Origin of the sequence: Geodermatophilus nigrescens, from assembly GCF_900129495.1 — a bacterium.
In the GTDB taxonomy this organism is placed as follows: Bacteria; Actinomycetota; Actinomycetes; order Mycobacteriales; family Geodermatophilaceae; genus Geodermatophilus; species Geodermatophilus nigrescens.
In genome coordinates this window covers 1,378,022-1,393,615 of the sequence record NZ_FQVX01000001.1, presented here as the reverse complement: position 1 = coordinate 1,393,615, position 15,594 = coordinate 1,378,022, and the positions used below count along the sequence as shown (strand labels likewise).

18 protein-coding genes are annotated in these 15,594 nt (G+C 76.0%); 9 read left to right on the top strand and 9 right to left on the bottom strand.

Annotated features, from left to right (window positions below; translation table 11 throughout):
• Nucleotides 1-6 precede the first annotated feature (6 nt).
• Complete coding sequence (locus BUE37_RS24395) at nt 7-153, bottom strand: hypothetical protein (protein ID WP_245794348.1); 147 nt, start codon at nt 151-153, stop codon at nt 7-9.
• Between the two features lie 211 nt (nt 154-364).
• Here BUE37_RS24395 and BUE37_RS06905 point away from each other — a divergent pair, with 211 nt between their 5' ends.
• On the top strand, nt 365-943 hold the full coding sequence (locus BUE37_RS06905; protein ID WP_073419286.1) for a hemerythrin domain-containing protein: 579 nt from the start codon (nt 365-367) through the stop codon (nt 941-943).
• A 72-nt stretch (nt 944-1,015) separates the two neighbouring features.
• On the top strand, nt 1,016-1,321 hold the full coding sequence (locus BUE37_RS06900; RefSeq protein WP_073419285.1) for a hypothetical protein: 306 nt from the start codon (nt 1,016-1,018) through the stop codon (nt 1,319-1,321).
• Nucleotides 1,322-1,345: 24 nt separating this feature from the next.
• Here the strand turns inward: BUE37_RS06900 and BUE37_RS06895 are convergent, their stop codons facing one another.
• The gene (locus BUE37_RS06895; protein WP_073419635.1) at nt 1,346-1,816 is read right to left on the bottom strand and encodes a MarR family winged helix-turn-helix transcriptional regulator; all 471 of its coding nucleotides are present in this window, start codon (nt 1,814-1,816) and stop codon (nt 1,346-1,348) included.
• Nucleotides 1,817-1,837: 21 nt separating this feature from the next.
• Here BUE37_RS06895 and BUE37_RS06890 point away from each other — a divergent pair, with 21 nt between their 5' ends.
• The 4 genes from BUE37_RS06890 to BUE37_RS06875 all read left to right on the top strand — a co-directional run bounded on the left by BUE37_RS06890 (nt 1,838) and on the right by BUE37_RS06875 (nt 6,259).
• Nucleotides 1,838-2,869 carry an ABC transporter substrate-binding protein gene (locus BUE37_RS06890; protein WP_073419284.1) on the top strand — a complete coding sequence of 344 codons (1,032 nt, stop codon included), beginning with the start codon at nt 1,838-1,840 and terminating at the stop codon, nt 2,867-2,869.
• Nucleotides 2,870-2,959: 90 nt separating this feature from the next.
• Nucleotides 2,960-4,402: an APC family permease gene (locus BUE37_RS06885; protein ID WP_245794346.1), complete on the top strand. Its 1,443-nt coding sequence runs from the start codon at nt 2,960-2,962 to the stop codon at nt 4,400-4,402.
• The gene (locus tag BUE37_RS06880) at nt 4,399-5,421 is read left to right on the top strand and encodes an acetamidase/formamidase family protein (RefSeq protein ID WP_073419283.1); all 1,023 of its coding nucleotides are present in this window, start codon (nt 4,399-4,401) and stop codon (nt 5,419-5,421) included. The genes BUE37_RS06885 and BUE37_RS06880 overlap by 4 nt, the downstream gene beginning before the upstream one ends.
• A 55-nt stretch (nt 5,422-5,476) precedes the next feature.
• Nucleotides 5,477-6,259, top strand: a complete 783-nt coding sequence (locus tag BUE37_RS06875) for an esterase/lipase family protein (protein WP_139252836.1) — start codon at nt 5,477-5,479, stop codon at nt 6,257-6,259.
• On the opposite strand, the gene BUE37_RS06870 is transcribed toward BUE37_RS06875, so the two are convergent.
• A complete protein-coding gene (locus BUE37_RS06870; protein ID WP_073419282.1) occupies nt 6,226-7,869 on the bottom strand; it encodes an FAD-dependent oxidoreductase in 1,644 nt (547 codons plus the stop codon). The two genes, BUE37_RS06875 and BUE37_RS06870, sit on opposite strands and share 34 nt — an antisense overlap.
• A 68-nt stretch (nt 7,870-7,937) precedes the next feature.
• Here BUE37_RS06870 and BUE37_RS06865 point away from each other — a divergent pair, with 68 nt between their 5' ends.
• On the top strand, nt 7,938-8,531 hold the full coding sequence (locus tag BUE37_RS06865) for a helix-turn-helix domain-containing protein (protein ID WP_073419281.1): 594 nt from the start codon (nt 7,938-7,940) through the stop codon (nt 8,529-8,531).
• Here BUE37_RS06865 and BUE37_RS06860 read toward each other — a convergent pair.
• Nucleotides 8,528-9,169 (bottom strand): hypothetical protein, encoded by a 642-nt coding sequence (locus BUE37_RS06860; RefSeq protein WP_073419280.1) that lies wholly within the window; start codon nt 9,167-9,169, stop codon nt 8,528-8,530. The two genes, BUE37_RS06865 and BUE37_RS06860, sit on opposite strands and share 4 nt — an antisense overlap.
• A 151-nt stretch (nt 9,170-9,320) precedes the next feature.
• On the opposite strand from BUE37_RS06860, the gene BUE37_RS06855 reads away from it, so the two are divergent.
• Nucleotides 9,321-10,460: a sensor histidine kinase gene (locus BUE37_RS06855; RefSeq protein ID WP_073419279.1), complete on the top strand. Its 1,140-nt coding sequence runs from the start codon at nt 9,321-9,323 to the stop codon at nt 10,458-10,460.
• Nucleotides 10,457-11,167, top strand: coding sequence for a response regulator transcription factor (locus BUE37_RS06850; RefSeq protein ID WP_083628375.1), 711 nt, complete (start codon nt 10,457-10,459; stop codon nt 11,165-11,167). The genes BUE37_RS06855 and BUE37_RS06850 overlap by 4 nt, the downstream gene beginning before the upstream one ends.
• On the opposite strand, the gene BUE37_RS06845 is transcribed toward BUE37_RS06850, so the two are convergent.
• From BUE37_RS06845 to BUE37_RS06825, 5 genes are read right to left on the bottom strand one after another with little or no spacing between them, the layout of a single operon-like run.
• Complete coding sequence (locus tag BUE37_RS06845; protein ID WP_073419277.1) at nt 11,164-12,135, bottom strand: zinc-binding dehydrogenase; 972 nt, start codon at nt 12,133-12,135, stop codon at nt 11,164-11,166. The genes BUE37_RS06850 and BUE37_RS06845 overlap by 4 nt on opposite strands.
• 17 nt (nt 12,136-12,152) lie before the next feature.
• Nucleotides 12,153-12,512 carry a hypothetical protein gene (locus BUE37_RS06840; RefSeq protein ID WP_073419276.1) on the bottom strand — a complete coding sequence of 120 codons (360 nt, stop codon included), beginning with the start codon at nt 12,510-12,512 and terminating at the stop codon, nt 12,153-12,155.
• Nucleotides 12,509-13,387, bottom strand: a complete 879-nt coding sequence (locus BUE37_RS06835; RefSeq protein ID WP_073419275.1) for a DODA-type extradiol aromatic ring-opening family dioxygenase — start codon at nt 13,385-13,387, stop codon at nt 12,509-12,511. The genes BUE37_RS06840 and BUE37_RS06835 overlap by 4 nt, the downstream gene beginning before the upstream one ends.
• A complete protein-coding gene (locus BUE37_RS06830) occupies nt 13,380-14,204 on the bottom strand; it encodes a citryl-CoA lyase (protein ID WP_073419274.1) in 825 nt (274 codons plus the stop codon). Before BUE37_RS06830 ends, BUE37_RS06835 begins: the two co-directional genes overlap by 8 nt.
• Nucleotides 14,201-15,391 (bottom strand): CaiB/BaiF CoA transferase family protein, encoded by a 1,191-nt coding sequence (locus tag BUE37_RS06825; protein ID WP_073419273.1) that lies wholly within the window; start codon nt 15,389-15,391, stop codon nt 14,201-14,203. The genes BUE37_RS06830 and BUE37_RS06825 overlap by 4 nt, the downstream gene beginning before the upstream one ends.
• Between the last annotated feature and the right edge of the window lie 203 nt (nt 15,392-15,594).

The following is a 15,594-nucleotide window of genomic DNA, read 5'->3' as shown; positions in this document are numbered from 1 at the left end:
GGCCCGTCACCCGGCGCGGCTGAGCTGCGCGACCTCGAAGGCGAGTCCGGACAACCGGCGGCACTCGGCGCAGCCGGTGCGGCCGGCCCCGACGCGGCTCCACTGCTGCCCGCCCCAGATCTGGGTGATCGCGCCGCACAGCGCGAGCTCCACCTCGCCGTCCAGCTCGCGGAGCGGACGGAGCGCGGGTACGGCGTGCCACGGGGTCCGCGCTGACCCCTGGCTATTCTGCGACCACCGGTCCGGGCGCGCGAACCCGACCGCGTAGGACTCCACGTCCCTGCTGTGCCCCGCGCCACAACCGTCCGAAACCCGCCGTCCGGGTGAGCGTGTGCCGCCGTCCCGGCGCGGGAACCGACAGGGGGTGACCGAGACCCAGCGCGACGTGGTGGAACTGCTCAGCGCCGACCACCGCGAGTTCGACCGCATCTTCCGCGAGCTCGAGCAGCTCCTGGGGAGCACCGACCCCGCCGACCTCGAGCGCAAGCGCGCCCTCGTCGACGAGGTGAGCATCGGCCTGGTCAAGCACTCGGTGGCCGAGGAGACGCAGGTCTACCCGCGGGTGGAGGCCGAGGTCGACGCCGAGGAGGCCGAGCGCTCCAAGCACGAGCACGACCAGGCCGAGCACACCATGAAGCAGCTCGAGCGGCTCGACCCCGCCGACCCGCAGTACGACGCCGGCATCCGCTCGCTGATCACCGAGATCCGGGAGCACGTCGAGCACGAGGAGGGCCGCATGTTCACCGAGCTCAAGGCCCGCTTCGACCACGCCGAGCTGGTCCGGATGGCCGAGCAGGTGGAGCGCATCAAGGCCATCTCCCCCACCCGGCCGCACCCGCTGGTGCCCAACGAGGGCGGCATCCGGACGGCGCTGGGCCCGGTGGCGGCGCTCGTCGACCACCTGCGCGACGCGGTGAGCGGGCGGGGCCGGCACGAGGCCTGAGCTCCTCCGGCACCCCGGCCGCGCGCCCGGCGTTACCGTCGGGAGGACGTTCGCGGTGGGAGGAGATCAGCGGTGGAACCAGTCAGCCTGGTGGTCGGTGCGGCGTTGCTGGCCGCCGGGTTCCTGGCGGGCCGGGTCGGGCGGCGCCGGCCGCCGGCTCCCCCGGCCAACCCGCAGCCGGTCTGCGGCTGCGGCCACACGCTGAGCCAGCACGACACCGAGACCAACACCTGCTACGCCGAGCTGCGCCGCGACGCCTACGACAAGCGCGGGCGCTGGGCCGGCCACACGTGGGTGCCCTGCACGTGCCGGCAGTACGTCGGCCCGCGCCCGATCGACGAGGTGTTCGTCCCCCGCGTCCTCCCGCCGGCGGAGTGAGCTCCGCCGGTCCGGATCCCGCGGTCAGGACCCCGCGGGCTCCGGCGGGGTCGCCAGGTCGGTGAGCGCGGCGGTCAGCGCGGCCACCCGCCCGGCGCCGAGCTCGGCGGCCAGCGCCGCCTCGTGCGCGGCCACCAGCGCCTCGAGCCGGTCCAGCCGCGTCCGCCCGCGCGCGGACAGGTGCACGCGCACCCGCCGGCCGTCGTCGGGGTCGGGCAGCCGGTAGGCCAGCGCGGCGTCGGTGAGGCCGTCGACCAGCCGGGTGGCGGTGGCCGCCGGCACGGCCAGCGCGGCGCACAGCTCGGTCATCGTCCGGCCGGGGCCCGCGCCGAGCGCCCGCAGCAGGCGGTAGGTGTCGAGCGTGGCGCCGTCCTCGGCGAGCACCGCCCCCACCCCGCGGGCCACCCTCCGGCTGACGACGGCGAGCAGCTCGACCAGCGACGGCGCGGTCGCCGGCGGCACGGGGGACCCCGGGGCTTGCTGCTCGACCGGCATGGACCGCACCATACTCAGGGAGTGCCCGGACCGACCGTCCCGATCGACGCCTGGGAGGCCGCGGTCACCGGCCGCTCCCCCGGTGTCGTGCGCGTCGGCCTGGCCGTCCCGCTCTCCGGCCCGCTGGCGATGACGGCGCCCTCCGCGCTCGACCTCGCGGGCCTCGCCGCCGACGAGCTCAACGACGCCGGCGGGGTGCGCGGGCGCGCCGTCGAGCTGGTCACCGTCGACGCCGGCCGGCGCCCCGCGGAGGTCGCGGCCGACGTCGCGGCCCTGCACGCGGCCGGCGCCGTCGACGTCTTCGTCGGCTTCTCGACCAGCGACGTCTCCCGGGCCGTCGCCGCGGCGCTGGCCGGCCGGGCCGGGTACGTGTTCACCCCGCCCCACGAGGGCGGCCGGTCGCGGCCCGGCGTGCTGCGCATCGGCTCGTCCCCGCTCGCCCAGCACGCCGCCGCGCTCGCCTGGCTGGTGCGCTCCCGCCGGGCGCGGCGCTGGGTCCTGCTCGGCACCGACTACGTGTGGCCGCAGGCCGTGCACCGCGCCGCCCGCGCCGTGCTCGCCGACCTCGGCGCCGAGGTGGTCGGCGAGCGGCTGGTCCCCTTCGGCCCGACCGACCCGGGCCCGGCACTGGACCTGGTGCGCCGCACCCGGGCCGACGCCGTCCTGCTCAGCCTCGTCGGCCGCGACCTCGTGGCGTTCAACCGCGCCTTCGCACGCGCCGGGCTCGACCGGCGGGTGGTGCGGCTGTCCGGCGCGCTGGAGGAGAACGGCCTCTACGCCGTGGGCGGCGACGGCACCGGCGAGCTCTACGCCTGCATGCCGTCGTTCGCCGCGGCCGACGGCACCGGCGACGAGGGCCAGCTCGACCTGCAGGAGCGGCTCGCCGCGCGCGCCGGCCCGTCGGCGCCGGTGGTCTGCGCCTACGCCCGCGGCGTGCACGACGGCGTCCGCACCGCGGCCGCGCTGCTCGCGGGCGGGGACGCGGCGCCCGCCCGGCCGGCGCCGTCGCGGCTGGCGCGCGCCGACGGGCTGGTCTTCCGCGAGGTCGGCTAGACACCGCCGAGACACCGGTGCTTCCAGTTGGAAACAACTGGGGTCTACCCTCCCCCGCGTCCGGCCCCGAGCCGGCCGAGAGGAGGAGCCGTGAGCGACCCCCGCACCACCCACTCACCCGACCTGTCCGGGACCGGCGCCGGAGCGGTGCCCGCCGCCGGCGCGGCCGGCGTCGAGGAGTTCGGCTACCGCCAGGAGCTCAAGCGCTCCCTGACCTTCACCGACCTGCTGGTCTACGGCCTGGTCTTCATGGTCCCGATCGCGCCGTTCGGCATCTTCGGCGGCGTCTTCCAGGCGTCGGGCGGCATGGTCGCCCTCGCCTACGCGATCGGTGCCCTGGCCATGGCCTTCACCGCGGCGTCGTACTCGCAGATGTCGCGGGCGTTCCCGATGGCCGGGTCGGTGTACACCTACGCCGGCCGCGGCATCGCCCAGCCGGTCGGCTTCATCGCCGGCTGGATGATCCTGCTCGACTACGTGCTCGTCCCGGCGCTGCTCTACCTCATCGCCGCGATCGCGATGAACTCGATCATCACCTCGGTGCCGGTGCTGGTCTGGCTGATCGGCTTCGTCGTGCTCAACACCGTCGTCAACTACTTCGGCATCGAGTTCACGGCGCGTGTCAACAAGATCATGCTGGTCGGCGAGCTCATCGTGCTGGCGATCTTCCTGGTGATCGGCGTCGCCGCGCTGGCCTCCGGTGAGGGCCGCGGCTTCGACCTCTCCCCGATCTACGACGCCGACACGTTCTCCCTCGAGCTGGTCTTCGGCGCCGTGTCGGTCGCGGTGCTGAGCTTCCTCGGCTTCGACGGCATCTCCACCCTCGCCGAGGAGAACCGCGACTCCGCCCGCTCGATCGGCAAGGCGATGATCGCCGCGCTGGCGCTGGCCGGGACGCTGTTCATCGTCCAGACCTGGGTCGCCGCCCTGCTCGTGCCCGACCCGGACACCCTCATCGCCGAGGGCGACGCCGCCGGCACCGCCTTCTACGACGCGGCCGAGGTCGCGGGCGGCGCGTGGCTGGGCACCCTGACGGCGGTGGCGACGGCGGTCGCGTGGGGCTTCGCCAACTCGCTGGTCGCCCAGGCCGCCACCTCGCGGCTGCTGTTCGCCATGGCGCGCGACCGGCAGCTGCCGGCGTTCCTCAAGCAGGTGCACCCGACCCGCCGGGTGCCGGTGAACGCCACGCTGCTCGTCGCGGCCGTCTCGCTCGTCCTCGGCTGGTACATGACGACGCGCGAGGACGGCATCACGCTGCTGTCGACGCTGGTGAACTTCGGCGCGCTGTCGGCGTTCCTGCTGCTGCACGTGTCCGTCGTCGTCCACTACGTGCTGCGGCAGAGGAGCCGGAACTGGTGGCTGCACCTGGTGGTCCCGCTCCTCGGGTTCGCCATCCTGGTGTACGTCGTCGTCAACGCCCAGGTGACGGCGCAGCGGCTGGGCTTCGTCTGGCTGCTCGTCGGCCTGGGGCTCATGGGCTTCCTGCTCCTCACCGGCCGGAAGCCCGAGATCCGTGCGGAGGAGAAGCTGTGACGCAGTCCCTCGAGGTCGTCTCGCTGGAGCCGACCCCCGACCAGTGGCGGTGGTCCTTCGGCGGCGGCGAGCCGCTGCTGACCGTCGCCCCCGGCACGGTGGTCGAGCTGACCACCGAGGACTGCTACGCCGGCAAGGTGCGCGGCGTCGACGACCTGCCGAGCGTGGTCTGCCAGTTCCCCTACCTCAACCCGGTCACCGGCCCGATCGCCGTCGAGGGCGCCGAGCCCGGCGACACCCTCGCGGTGCACCTGGTCGACATCGCGCCGGCCCGCGACTGGGCGGTGTCCAGCACGTTCCCGCACTTCGGCGCGCTGACCACCACCCACTCGACGGCGATGCTGCACGAGCCGCTCGAGGAGCTGGTCTGGCTCTACGAGATCGACCGGGAGCGCGGCACCTGCCTGTTCCGGCCGCGCCGCGGCGGGCCGGAGGTGGAGCTCCCGCTCGACCCGATGCACGGCACGATCGGCGTCGCACCGGCCTCCGGGGAGGTCTTCGCCAGCATCACGCCCGGTGCGCACGGCGGGAACATGGACACCCCCGAGATGCGGGCCGGCACGACCGCCTACTTCGGCGTCAACGTGCCCGGCGGGCAGCTGTCCATCGGCGACGGGCACTGCCGGCAGGGCGAGGGCGAGGTCTGCGGGACGGCGGTCGAGTCGGCCATGCGCACCGTCGTCGTCGTGGACCTGGTCAAGGGCGGCGGGCCCGCCTGGCCGCGGCTGGAGACCGACGAGTTCCTCATGTCCACCGGGTCGGTGCGCCCGCTGGAGGACGCCTACCGGGTGAGCCAGCACGACCTGGTCACCTGGGCCGCCGAGCTCACCGGCTGGGACCGGCTCGACGCCCTCCAGCTGGTCAGCCAGGCGGGGCTCGCGCCGGCGGGCAACGTCGTCGACACCAACTACACGATGGTGGCGAAGCTGGCCAAGCGGTACCTGCCGGGCGCGACGGCGGCCGACGGCGTGCACGAGCGGCTGCGGGCCACCGCCGCGGCCTACCTGGCCCAGCGCTGACCCCGGTCCGGGCGCCCGGGGTGCACCCGGGCGCCCGGCCGGGTAGCGGAGGTCCGTGACCGACCAGGACCGGCGCCGCACGCTGCTCGCCGCCACCGAGCCGGTGCGGGCCGCCGCCAGCGCCGGCGCGCTGGCGCTCGCCTATCCGCTGCTGCGCGGCGCCCCGAGGGGCGAACCGCACGGCGTGCTCGTGCTGCCGGGCCTGCTCGCCTCCGACGTCTCCACCGTCACCCTGCGCCGCTGGCTGGCCGGGCTCGGGTACCCGGTCGTCGGCTGGGAGCTCGGCCGCAACCGCGGCCCGACCAAGGAGATCACCGACGAGCTGCCCCGCCTGGTGGAGCGGCTGGCGGAGCGGCACGCCGGGCCGGTGAGCATCGTCGGGCAGAGCCTCGGCGGCATCTACGCCCGGCGGCTCGCGCTGCGGGTGCCGCGCCTGGTCCGCCAGGTGATCAGCCTGGGCTCCCCCTTCGGGCTGGCCGGCGGGGGCGGCGGGGCGGGTGACGACAGCCCCGGCGCCCGCGCCTACGCCCGCTACCGCCACCTGCACGCCGTCCCCCGCGGGCGCGGCGGGCTCGGCGGCGGGCTGCCGGTGCCGAGCACCGCCGTCTACTCGCGGTGGGACGGCGTCGTCGACTGGCGCGCCTGCCGGCAGCAGGCCGGGCCGCGGGCGGAGAACGTCGGCGTCCACGCCAGCCACCTCGGGATGGGGCACGACCCCGCGGTGCTGTGGCTGGTCGCCGACCGGCTGGCCCAGACCCGGGAGGGCTGGGAGCCGTTCCGCCCGCCGGCCCGGCTGCGCTTCCTCTACCCGCGCGAGGACGGCGACACGGCCGGCTGACGCCGCCGCGCCCGCAGCACGGCGTCGGCCACGTGCGCGTGGCCGCCGTGGCCCTGGCCGCCCTCGCCGTGCGCGTGGCCGCCTCCACCGCGCTCGTGGCTCCGCGCCGCCCGGGGCCGCGTCTCGGCCACCTCGACCTCCCACTCCTCGCCGTCGAGGACCGCCGCGAGCTGCTCGCCGGTGGCGTACCACTCGGGCAGGCCGGGGCGCTGCACGCCGTGCGAGACGTCGCTGCCGTCGTGCATGGTCACCAGCAGCGTGCCGCCGGGCGCCACCGCGGAGGCGAGCCGGCGCAGCACGTCGTCGCGGGTGGCGGGCAGGAAGTGCAGGAACGACGCCGTCACCAGGTCCCACCGCTCCTCGCCCGGCTCCCAGGAGGAGATGTCGGTCTTGCGGGTGTCGAGCGGCACCCCGGCCGCCGCGGCCGCCGCGGCGGCCCGGTCGAGCGCCACGCGGGAGAGGTCGAGCGCGGTGACCGCCCAGCCGCGGCGGGCCAGCCACACGGCGTCGCCGCCCTCGCCGGCCCCGGCGTCGAGCGCGCGGCCCGGCGGCAGGTCGGCGGCCTCGGTGGCCAGCACGTCGTTGACCCGCCCGCTCCACGCGCGGTCGGTGGACCGGTAGCGGTCCTCCCACCACTGCTCGCCGAACTCCGGGTCGGTCTGCGCGCGCAGCACCTCGACGGCGAAGCGGGTGTCCTCGGCGACCAGGTCGGCGTTGATCTGCCCCGCCGCCCAGAGGCCCTGGGCGGCCGAGGAGATGACCTGCGCGCCCAGGTCGGCGACGTTGCCGGCCGCCCAGACGCCGGGCACCGACGTCGCGCCGCGGGCGTCGACGGGCACGTGCGAGCCCATGACCACCTCGCCCATCGCGAAGGGCGCCGCCTCGATGCCGAGCCCGGCCAGCACGGCCGAGCGGGCGGTGAACCGCGGCGCGACGACGACGGCCGCGCGCGGCACGACCTCGCCGGAGGCCAGCCGGACGCCGGTGAGCCGGCCGCCGTCGGACTCCAGGCCCGCGACCTCCCCGGGGACGACCCGCACGCCGCGCGCGGCCAGCGCCTCCGCGGCCTCGGCGGGCAGCTCCCCCACGGTGTGCTGGAAGAGCACGACGTCGGCGCTCCACTGCCGCCACAGCTGCGCCTGGTGCAGCGACAGGGGGCCCGTGGCGACGACGCCGATGGCCTGGTCCCGCACCTCCCAGCCGTGGCAGTAGGGGCAGTGCAGCACGTCGGTGCCCCACAGCTCCCGCACGCCCGGGATGTCCGGGAGCTCGTCGGTCAGGCCGGTGGTGACCAGCAGCCGGCGGGCCTGCAGCGTCCGCCCGCCGGCCGTGCGCACCGTGAACGCGCCGACCTCCCCGCCGGCCTCGGTGACCGTGTCGGACACCAGCACCCCGCCGTAGCCGGCGACCTCCGCGCGCCCCGCGGCGAGCAGGTCGGCGGGCGGCGTGCCGTCGCGGCCCAGGTAGTTGTGCATCGCGTGCGCCGGCGCGTTGCGCGGCGTCCCCTCGTCGACCACCGCCACGGAGCGGCGCGCCCGTCCCAGGGCGAGGGCACCGGACAGGCCGGCCGCTCCCCCGCCGATGACCACCACGTCGTACGTCTCGTCCATGCCCTGAACGGTGCACCCGCCCATGCCACCTCGACAAATCCCGTTGCCATAGTGGCAAACTCGACGGCGTGACCGACCTGGACCCCGGCCTCGACGCCGTCCTCGACGCGGTGGGCCCGCGGCTGCGCGAACTGCGGCGGCGGCGCGGCGCCACGCTGCAGCAGCTCGCCGACGACACCGGCATCTCGGTGTCCACGCTCTCGCGGCTGGAGTCGGGGCAGCGCCGGCCCACCCTCGAGCTGCTGCTGCCCCTGGCCCGCGCCCACCAGGTGCCGCTCGACGAGCTCGTCGACGCCCCCGAGACCGGCGACCCCCGCGTGCGCCTGCGCCCGCTCACCCGGCACGGCGCCACGTTCCTGCCGCTCACCCGGCGCCCCGGCGGGCTGCAGGCCTACAAGATGGTGCTGCCGCCGCGGTGGGGCGGGGAGCCCGGCGAGCTGCGCTCGCACGAGGGCTGGGAGTGGGTCTACGTGCTGTCGGGCCGGCTGCGGCTGCTGCTCGGCGACGCCGACGTCACCCTGACCCCCGGCGAGGTGGCCGAGTTCGACACCCGCACCCCGCACTGGCTGGGCAACCCCGACGACCGGGCCGCCGAGGTGCTCGCCCTGTTCGGCCCGCAGGGCGAGCGCATCCACGTGCGCGCCGCCCCGAAGGGCCACTAGCGCGACACGGGCTCGGGCCGGAGCGAGGCGCCGGTGCCGCGGGCGAGCCCCCAGGCCCAGAGCATCGGCAGCAGCGCCGCCCCCAGGGCGACGACGGCGCTCAGCGCCACCAGGGTGAGGGGCCACGTCGCGAGCAGCCAGCCGGTGGACCGGGGCCGGACCCCACGGCAGAGCAGGGCGACGCCCAGCACGGCCGAGCCCGCCACGCTCGTCAGCATGCCGGGGACCCCGAGGACGACGAACGACTCGTCCCTCCACGGCGTCCAGTAGTCCCCGAGGACGGAGGCCGTCGCCAGCACGTACCCGGCCAGGGCGATCCGCCAGCCCCACCGTTCCGCCCCCGAGGGGACGCGCCCGCGCCGGACGACGAGGGCGTGCACCGTGGCGGCGAGCAGGACCGGCAGCCAGAGGCGGCCGTAGGCCGTGTACACGGTCTCCGGGTCCGACCAGTCCAGCAGGGCGCGCAGCGCACGGGCGGCGGGCTCCGCCCAGGCGCGCACCACCGGGTCCTCCAGGTCCTCCCGGCCGTCCGGTGTGGCGTACCGGCTCAGTGCGTGCACCGGTGCGAGGACGGTGGCGGCGCACGCCGCGGCGAACGCGATGCGCCCCGACAGGGGGACGGCTCCTCCTGGCTGCACCTCGCACCTCCGTCGTCGCGGGGCACGGGCGGCACCGTCGACCGCCCCGACGGTAGGGACGACGGCGGCTGCGGACGTCAGCCCCCGGATCGGTCGGACCTCCACCTCCGGGTGGACGTCCGGGAGGCCGCCGCGGGTCTACCGTCCCGCCATGGAGCACCCGTCGCTCCCCCGGCCTGCCGACGCCGCACTGCCCGGCGCCCTGGCCGTGCTGACCACGGTGGAGACCCTGGCGGTGCGACCCGCCGGCGCGGTGCCGGCGCTCGCCCTCGAGCTCGTCGCCTGCCTGGCACTCTGCTCCCGCCGCAGGTGGACGGTGCCCGCCTGTTCCGTGGCCGGCGGTGTGCTGCTGGTCCCCCTCGCCGGCCCGGAGGTCAGCGACCTCACCGGCCCGCTCCTGGTGCTCTTCCTGGCGGCCTTCAGCCTCGGCCGCCACCTCCGGGACCTCCGCGGCCTGCCGCTCGTGCTCCTGTACCTCGGCGTCCTGCTCGGCATGGTCGTCGGGACCGGCGATCCGGTCTCCGCCGTCGGCGACGTCGTCTGGGTCGGCGTCCTGGTGCTGTCCCCCTACGCGGCCGGCGTCCTGGTCCGGGTCTGGGCCGACCGGATCCGGACGGTCGCGGCAGAGGCCGCCCGCGCCGCCGCGGAGCAGGAGCGCGTCCGGCAGGAGGCCGTGACCACCGAGCGGGCGCGGATCGCCCGTGAGCTGCACGACGTCCTCGCCCACTCTGTGAGCGCCATGGTGCTGCAGGCAGCCGCCGCCGAGGACCTGGTCCGGACCGCCCCCGAGCGGGCCGCCCAGGTGCTCGGGGACGTGGCGGTCACCGGCCGCCGGGCGCTCGCCGAGACGTCCCGGCTGCTGCACCGGGTCAGGGACCCCGGCGACGACGCCCCCCTCGGACCCGACGCCGGCCTCGCGCGGGTCGGCGAGCTCGTCGAACGTGCCGAGCGCACCGGCATGCGGGTGGACCTGTCCCTGCCCGCGTCGGTCGACGGGCTCCCGGCGGCCCTGGACCTGTCGGCCTACCGGGTGGTGCAGGAGGCCCTGACCAACGCTCTCCGGCACGGGTCCGGCGAGGAGGCGTCCGTGGCGGTCACCCTCGGCCCGACCACCCTCGAGATCCACGTCGCGAACCCCCTCGGCCCCGCGGGCACGGCCGGCAGCGGCCTGGGGCTCGTGGGCGTGGGCGAGCGGGTCGCCGTCCTCGGCGGGCGCATGCACCACGGCCCCACGGCGGACGGCCGCTACCTGCTCGACGTGTCCCTGCCGCTCCCGGGCCGCTGCCCGTGACCAGGGTGGTGGTCGCCGACGACCAGGAGCTGGTCCGCTCCGGCCTGCGGCTGGTCCTCGAGGCCCGCGGCGTGGAGGTGGTCGCGGAGGCCCCCGACGGACGGCGTGCCGTGGACGCCGTCCGTCGCACCGGTCCGGACGTCGTCCTCATGGACGTCCGCATGCCGGGCCTCGACGGGATCGCGGCCACGCGGGAGCTCACCCGGCTGGGCAGCCCGGCCCGCGTCCTGGTCCTGACCACCTACGGCCTGGACGAGTACGTGCACGCCGCGCTGCGAGCGGGGGCCGCGGGCTTCCTGCTCAAGACGACGCCGCCCGACCGCCTGGTCGACGGCATCGGGACGGTCGCGGCCGGGGACGCCCTGCTCTCCCCCGAGCTCACCCGGCGCCTCATCGAGGAGCACGTCCGGCGCCCGCCGCCCAGCGCCGGGGCGCCTCCCGCGCTGCGCGGCCTGACCGAGCGCGAGCGGGAGGTCCTCGTGCTCGTCGCGCGCGGACTGGACAACGCCGCGATCGCCGCCCGGCTCGTCGTCGGGGAGGCCACCGTGAAGACGCACGTCAACCACGTCCTCGGAAAACTCGGGCTCCGCGGACGGGTCCAGGCGGTGGTGCTCGCCTACGAGAGCGGCCTCGTGACGCCCGGCGGACAGGAGGACCACCGGCCCGGCCGGGAGGACGGCGCCCCGGGCCGCCGGTCCCGCGGCTAGGGGACGACGACCAGGCGGGTCCCGGCGTCCCCGGCGGCCTGGCGCTCCCACCCCCGGGTCACCTCGACCAGCGGCACCGTCTCGTGCGCGACGGCGACCTGCCCGGCCGCGGCGGCGGCGAGGACGGCGTCGAGCGCGGTGCGGCGCTGCGCCGGGGTGAGCGCGTTGTTCGTGTAGCCGAGCACCTCCGCCGACCGGCCGCGCAGCACCGCGGAGGAGAACACCGCCTCGTCGCCGGACGCCCCGCCGAGGTTGACCAGCCGCCCGCCGGGCGCGAGCACCCGCGCGGCGGCCGTCGCGGCGACGCCGAAGACCGGGTCGACGACGACGTCCGCCCCGCCGCCGAGCGCGTCCCCGAGCGCCGCGGCCAACACGCCGGCGTCGCCGTGGGCGGGCACGACGGCGTCCGCCCCGGCCGCGCGGGCCCGCTCCTGCCCGGCCGCCGACCGCGCCAGCGCCACCACCCGGGACGCGCCGAGCACCCGCGCCGCGCCGACCGCCGCCTGCCCGACCGCGCCGCCCGCGCCGAGGACGAGCACCCGCTCGCCCGCCCGCAGCCGGCCGCGCCAGGTCAGCGCCATCCAGGCGGCCACGCCGGACAGGCCGATCGCGGCGACGGCGGCGTCGGGCAGGTCGGCGGTCAGCGGCACGAGGTCGTCGTCGGCCACCGAGCACCGCTCGGCGAGGCCGCCGTCGCCGGGGGCCATGCCGGCCGACGTCGCGAACCACACCCGGGTGCCGGCCGGCAGCCGGCCACCCTCCTCGACGACCCCCACCCCCTGCACGCCCGGCACGTACGGCACGGCCGGGGCGCCGAGGTAGGAGGTGCCCGACGCGCAGAGCAGGTCCAGCGGCACGATCGGCGCCGCGGTGACCCGGACCAGGCTGCGGCCGGGCGCCGGGGCCGGGTCGGGGTGCTCGGCGTGCCCGGGCGGCGTCCCGGGCGCGCGGACGACGGCGGCGCGCACGTCAGGTCGCCCGCACGTCAGGTGGTGATGTCGGGATAGGGCAGCGTGATGTGCTCCATCGCCTTCCCGTAGGCCTTCTGGTACTCCAGCGGCCCGTGGTCGCGCTCGAACATCGCGATGAAGAGCGTGAGCGTGAGGAACGGGTGGGCGCCCATCTGGAACAGCGTCACGTGGTCGTGCTCGCGCAGCGCCCGCCGCTCGTCCTCGGTGAACTCCAGCCAGGTGGAGCGCTCGTCGGAGGTGCAGTTGAGGATGCGGTTGGCCATCTCGGCCTCCCACCACTCGACCGTGCCGGCCGGGTCCTCGCGGTAGCGCTCGACCAGCTCGGGGTCGCGGTCGACGGTGTAGAGGAACTTGTCCAGCAGGTACCGGCTCATGCCGAGGCCGCCTCTCCGGGGACGCCGTTCGGGTACCAGGTGAAGTACGCCTCCATGGTGTGGAACAGGTCGAGGGTGTCCACGTGGTCGGCCTTCCGGCCCTCCCCGGCCACGCCCATCATCAGCATGAAGTCCATGAAGCCGTGGGTGGCGTTGCCCGGCTGGTGCAGGGAGTCCAGCGACACCTCGGCGAGGCAGCCCTCGATGTCGCCGGAGGCGATCCACTCGACGGCCTTGCGGTCGAACTCCGGGTCGGGCCCGTGCTCGCCGAACTGGCGCGGGCCGCCGAGCTCGAGGCTCAGGTGGCCGGTGCCGATGACCGCGACCCGCTTGTCGGACTCCCAGGACTCGACCATCTCGCGGATCGCCCGGCCCAGCTGCACGAAGCGCCTCGGCTGTGGCAGGGGCGGGGCGAAGATGTTCGTGTACACCGGCACGATCGGCAGGTCGGCCTGCGGGCGCAGCGTGATGATCGGGCACGTGATGCTGTGGTCGATCCGCAGCTCGTTGGAGAACGCGAGGTCGAAGTCGCGGTCGAGGCCGTCGCGCAGCAGGTGCGCGGCCAGGTCCTCCTCGCCGCGCAGCGTCATCCGCGGCAGGCCGAACTCGCGCTCCTCGTTGTAGAAGTTGGCGTCGAAGAACGGCGCCTTGCCCACGAGGAACTGCGGCATGTTGTCCAGCCACAGCTGGTGGAAGTGGTCGCTGCCGACCATCACCAGCACGTCGGGCTCCGCCCGCGTCAGGGTCTCGCGGAACCGCTCGATCTTGGCCACCCACTCGTCGGCGAACGGCGGCCGGTCGGCACCGGTCGAGGTGCTCGCCCGATAGTAGAAGGGGTGGTGGGTCGATGCGATGACCGCGGCCAGCTCAGCCACGACTGCCTCCCAGGGTCTCGGGCTCGTACGGGTCCGGGGCGACGGAGCGGTTGTGCAGGTCGACCGACAGGAAGACCTCGTTGGCGACCGGGTGCCGGATCTCCTCGGCGAGCTGGCCGATGAGCCCGGCGGTGCGGGCGAGCAGCGCGAAGCCGCGCAGCAGCTCCAGCGGCAGGCCGAGGTCGGCCAGCGCCGCCCCGCAGACACCGGCGCCGTTGAGCGGCAGCGTCCGCCCGAGCACCTGCGGGTGCGCCCGGCCGATCGCGGCGAACAGGGACAGGTGCGGGCCGACCAGGCCCTCCTCGGCGGCGATCTCGAACAGCCGCGGGGTGCGCGGGTCGCCGTCCTTGTGCACGTGGTGCCCGAGGCCCGGGACGAACCGGCCGGCGGCCCGCTGCGCGGTGACGGTCTCCAGCGCGAGGGCGTCCCAGCCGGCGTCGTCGGTCGGCAGCTCCCCGGTGGCGGCCAGGACCCCGTGCAGGAAGCGGCCGCAGTCCTCCGTGACGCCGAGGAACCGCGAGCCGCCGCCGAGCAGGCCCGCGGCCAGCGCGCCCTGCACCGAGTCCGGCGCGGACAGCCAGGTCAGCCGGGTGACGATCGCCGTCGGGGTGAAACCGTGGTCGGCGAGCGCGGCGAGCACCGCCTCGAACACCCGCGTCTCCCCCGCGGTGGGCCGGCGCTGGGTGGCCAGCCAGAAGGCGAGCTCGCCGAAGCCGACCGAGCCCATGACGTCGCGGGCGAGGTCGGTGCCGAGCAGGGTGATCGACTCCCGGCTCGAGGCGCCCAGCGCCGTCGGGTAGCCCTCCTCCGCGCTCACGGCGTCTCCTCCCCCTCAGCCAGCCAGCGGCGGATCTCCGCGCCGTGCTCGTCGAGCCCCGGCGGCGGCAGCCGGTACTCGGCGGCGGTGGCGGAGAAGCGGATCGGGTTGCGGATCGACGGCACGGCCGCCGCGCCCTCGCCGGCGACGACGACCGGGTCGAGGCCGACCTCCTCGGCGAAGGCGACGCCCTGGTCGATCGTGTTGATCGGCCCGCACGGCACGCCCGCGGCGATGATGTCGCGGAACCACTCCATCTTGGTGCGGGTGCGCAGCCGCTCGACCAGCAGCGGCCGCAGCTCCTCGCGGTTCGCGGTGCGGTCCTCGTTGTGCAGGAAGCGCGGGTCCTCGGGCAGCTCCGGGAGGCCGAGCACCTCGCACAGCCTGCGGAACTGGCCGTCGTTGCCGGCGGTCACGATGAGGTCGCCGTCGGCGCAGGGCAGCGGCTCGTAGGGGAACAGGCTCGGGTGGCTGTTGCCCATCCGGAACGGGACGACGTCGCCGGCCACGAACGCCGACGACTGGTTGACCAGCCCCGACAGAGCGCTCGCGAGCAGGTTGACCTCGACGTGCTGGCCCCGCCCGGTGGCGTGCCGGGCGTTGAGCGCCGACAGCACGCCGATGGTGGCGTGCAGCCCGGCCATCACGTCGAAGACGGCGACGCCGGCGCGGTACGGGTCGCCGTCCGGGTCGCCGGTGAGGCTCATCAGGCCCGAGATCGCCTGCACGATGAGGTCGTAGCCCGGCAGCGAGCGCCCGCCGGGACCGCTGCCGAAGCCGCTGATCGAGGCGTACACGACGGCGGGGTTGGTCGCGGCGACCGAGTCGTAGTCCAGGCCGAAGCGGGCCAGGCCGCCGGGCTTGAAGTTCTCCACCACGACGTCGGCGCGGCGGGCGAGCTCGCGCGCGGCGGCGAGGTCGGCGTCGTCCTTCAGGTCCAGGGCCACCGACCGCTTGTTGCGGTTGACACCCAGGTAGTAGGTGGACACGCCGTCCCGGACGGGGGGCTGCCAGGTGCGGGTGTCGTCGCCGCCGGGCCCCTCGACCTTGACCACCTCCGCGCCGAGGTCGGCCATCAACATCGTGGCGTAGGGGCCGGCGAGGATGCGGGAGAAGTCGGCCACCAGCAGCCCGGCGAGCGGGCCCGAGGGTGGCGGTGCGCCGGTTCCGGCCGGTCCTGCCGTCATCGTCGCTCCGCGCTCCTCGTGCTCGGGTGCCGCTGGCACGGACGGGCGTCCGCCGGTGGCGCCGATCCTGGGCACCGGTGCTGACCTGTGTCAACCGCACAGCCCTGCGCTTGACATGTGCAGCAGGTCACGCGCAGGGTGACGCCGATCCGAGCTCGCGTCCGCTGGACGGACGCTCGTCCGCTCTCGTCGCCCGACGTCCG

Coding starts and splice junctions, on each gene's coding strand:
- BUE37_RS06895 (WP_073419635.1), bottom strand. CDS start 1,816: ATGCCGGTCGAGCAGCAAGCCCCGGGGTCCCCCGTGCCGCCGGCGACC.
- BUE37_RS06870 (WP_073419282.1), bottom strand. CDS start 7,869: ATGGACGAGACGTACGACGTGGTGGTCATCGGCGGGGGAGCGGCCGGC.
- BUE37_RS06855 (WP_073419279.1), top strand. CDS start 9,321: ATGGAGCACCCGTCGCTCCCCCGGCCTGCCGACGCCGCACTGCCCGGC.
- BUE37_RS06840 (WP_073419276.1), bottom strand. CDS start 12,512: ATGAGCCGGTACCTGCTGGACAAGTTCCTCTACACCGTCGACCGCGAC.
- BUE37_RS06825 (WP_073419273.1), bottom strand. CDS start 15,391: ATGACGGCAGGACCGGCCGGAACCGGCGCACCGCCACCCTCGGGCCCG.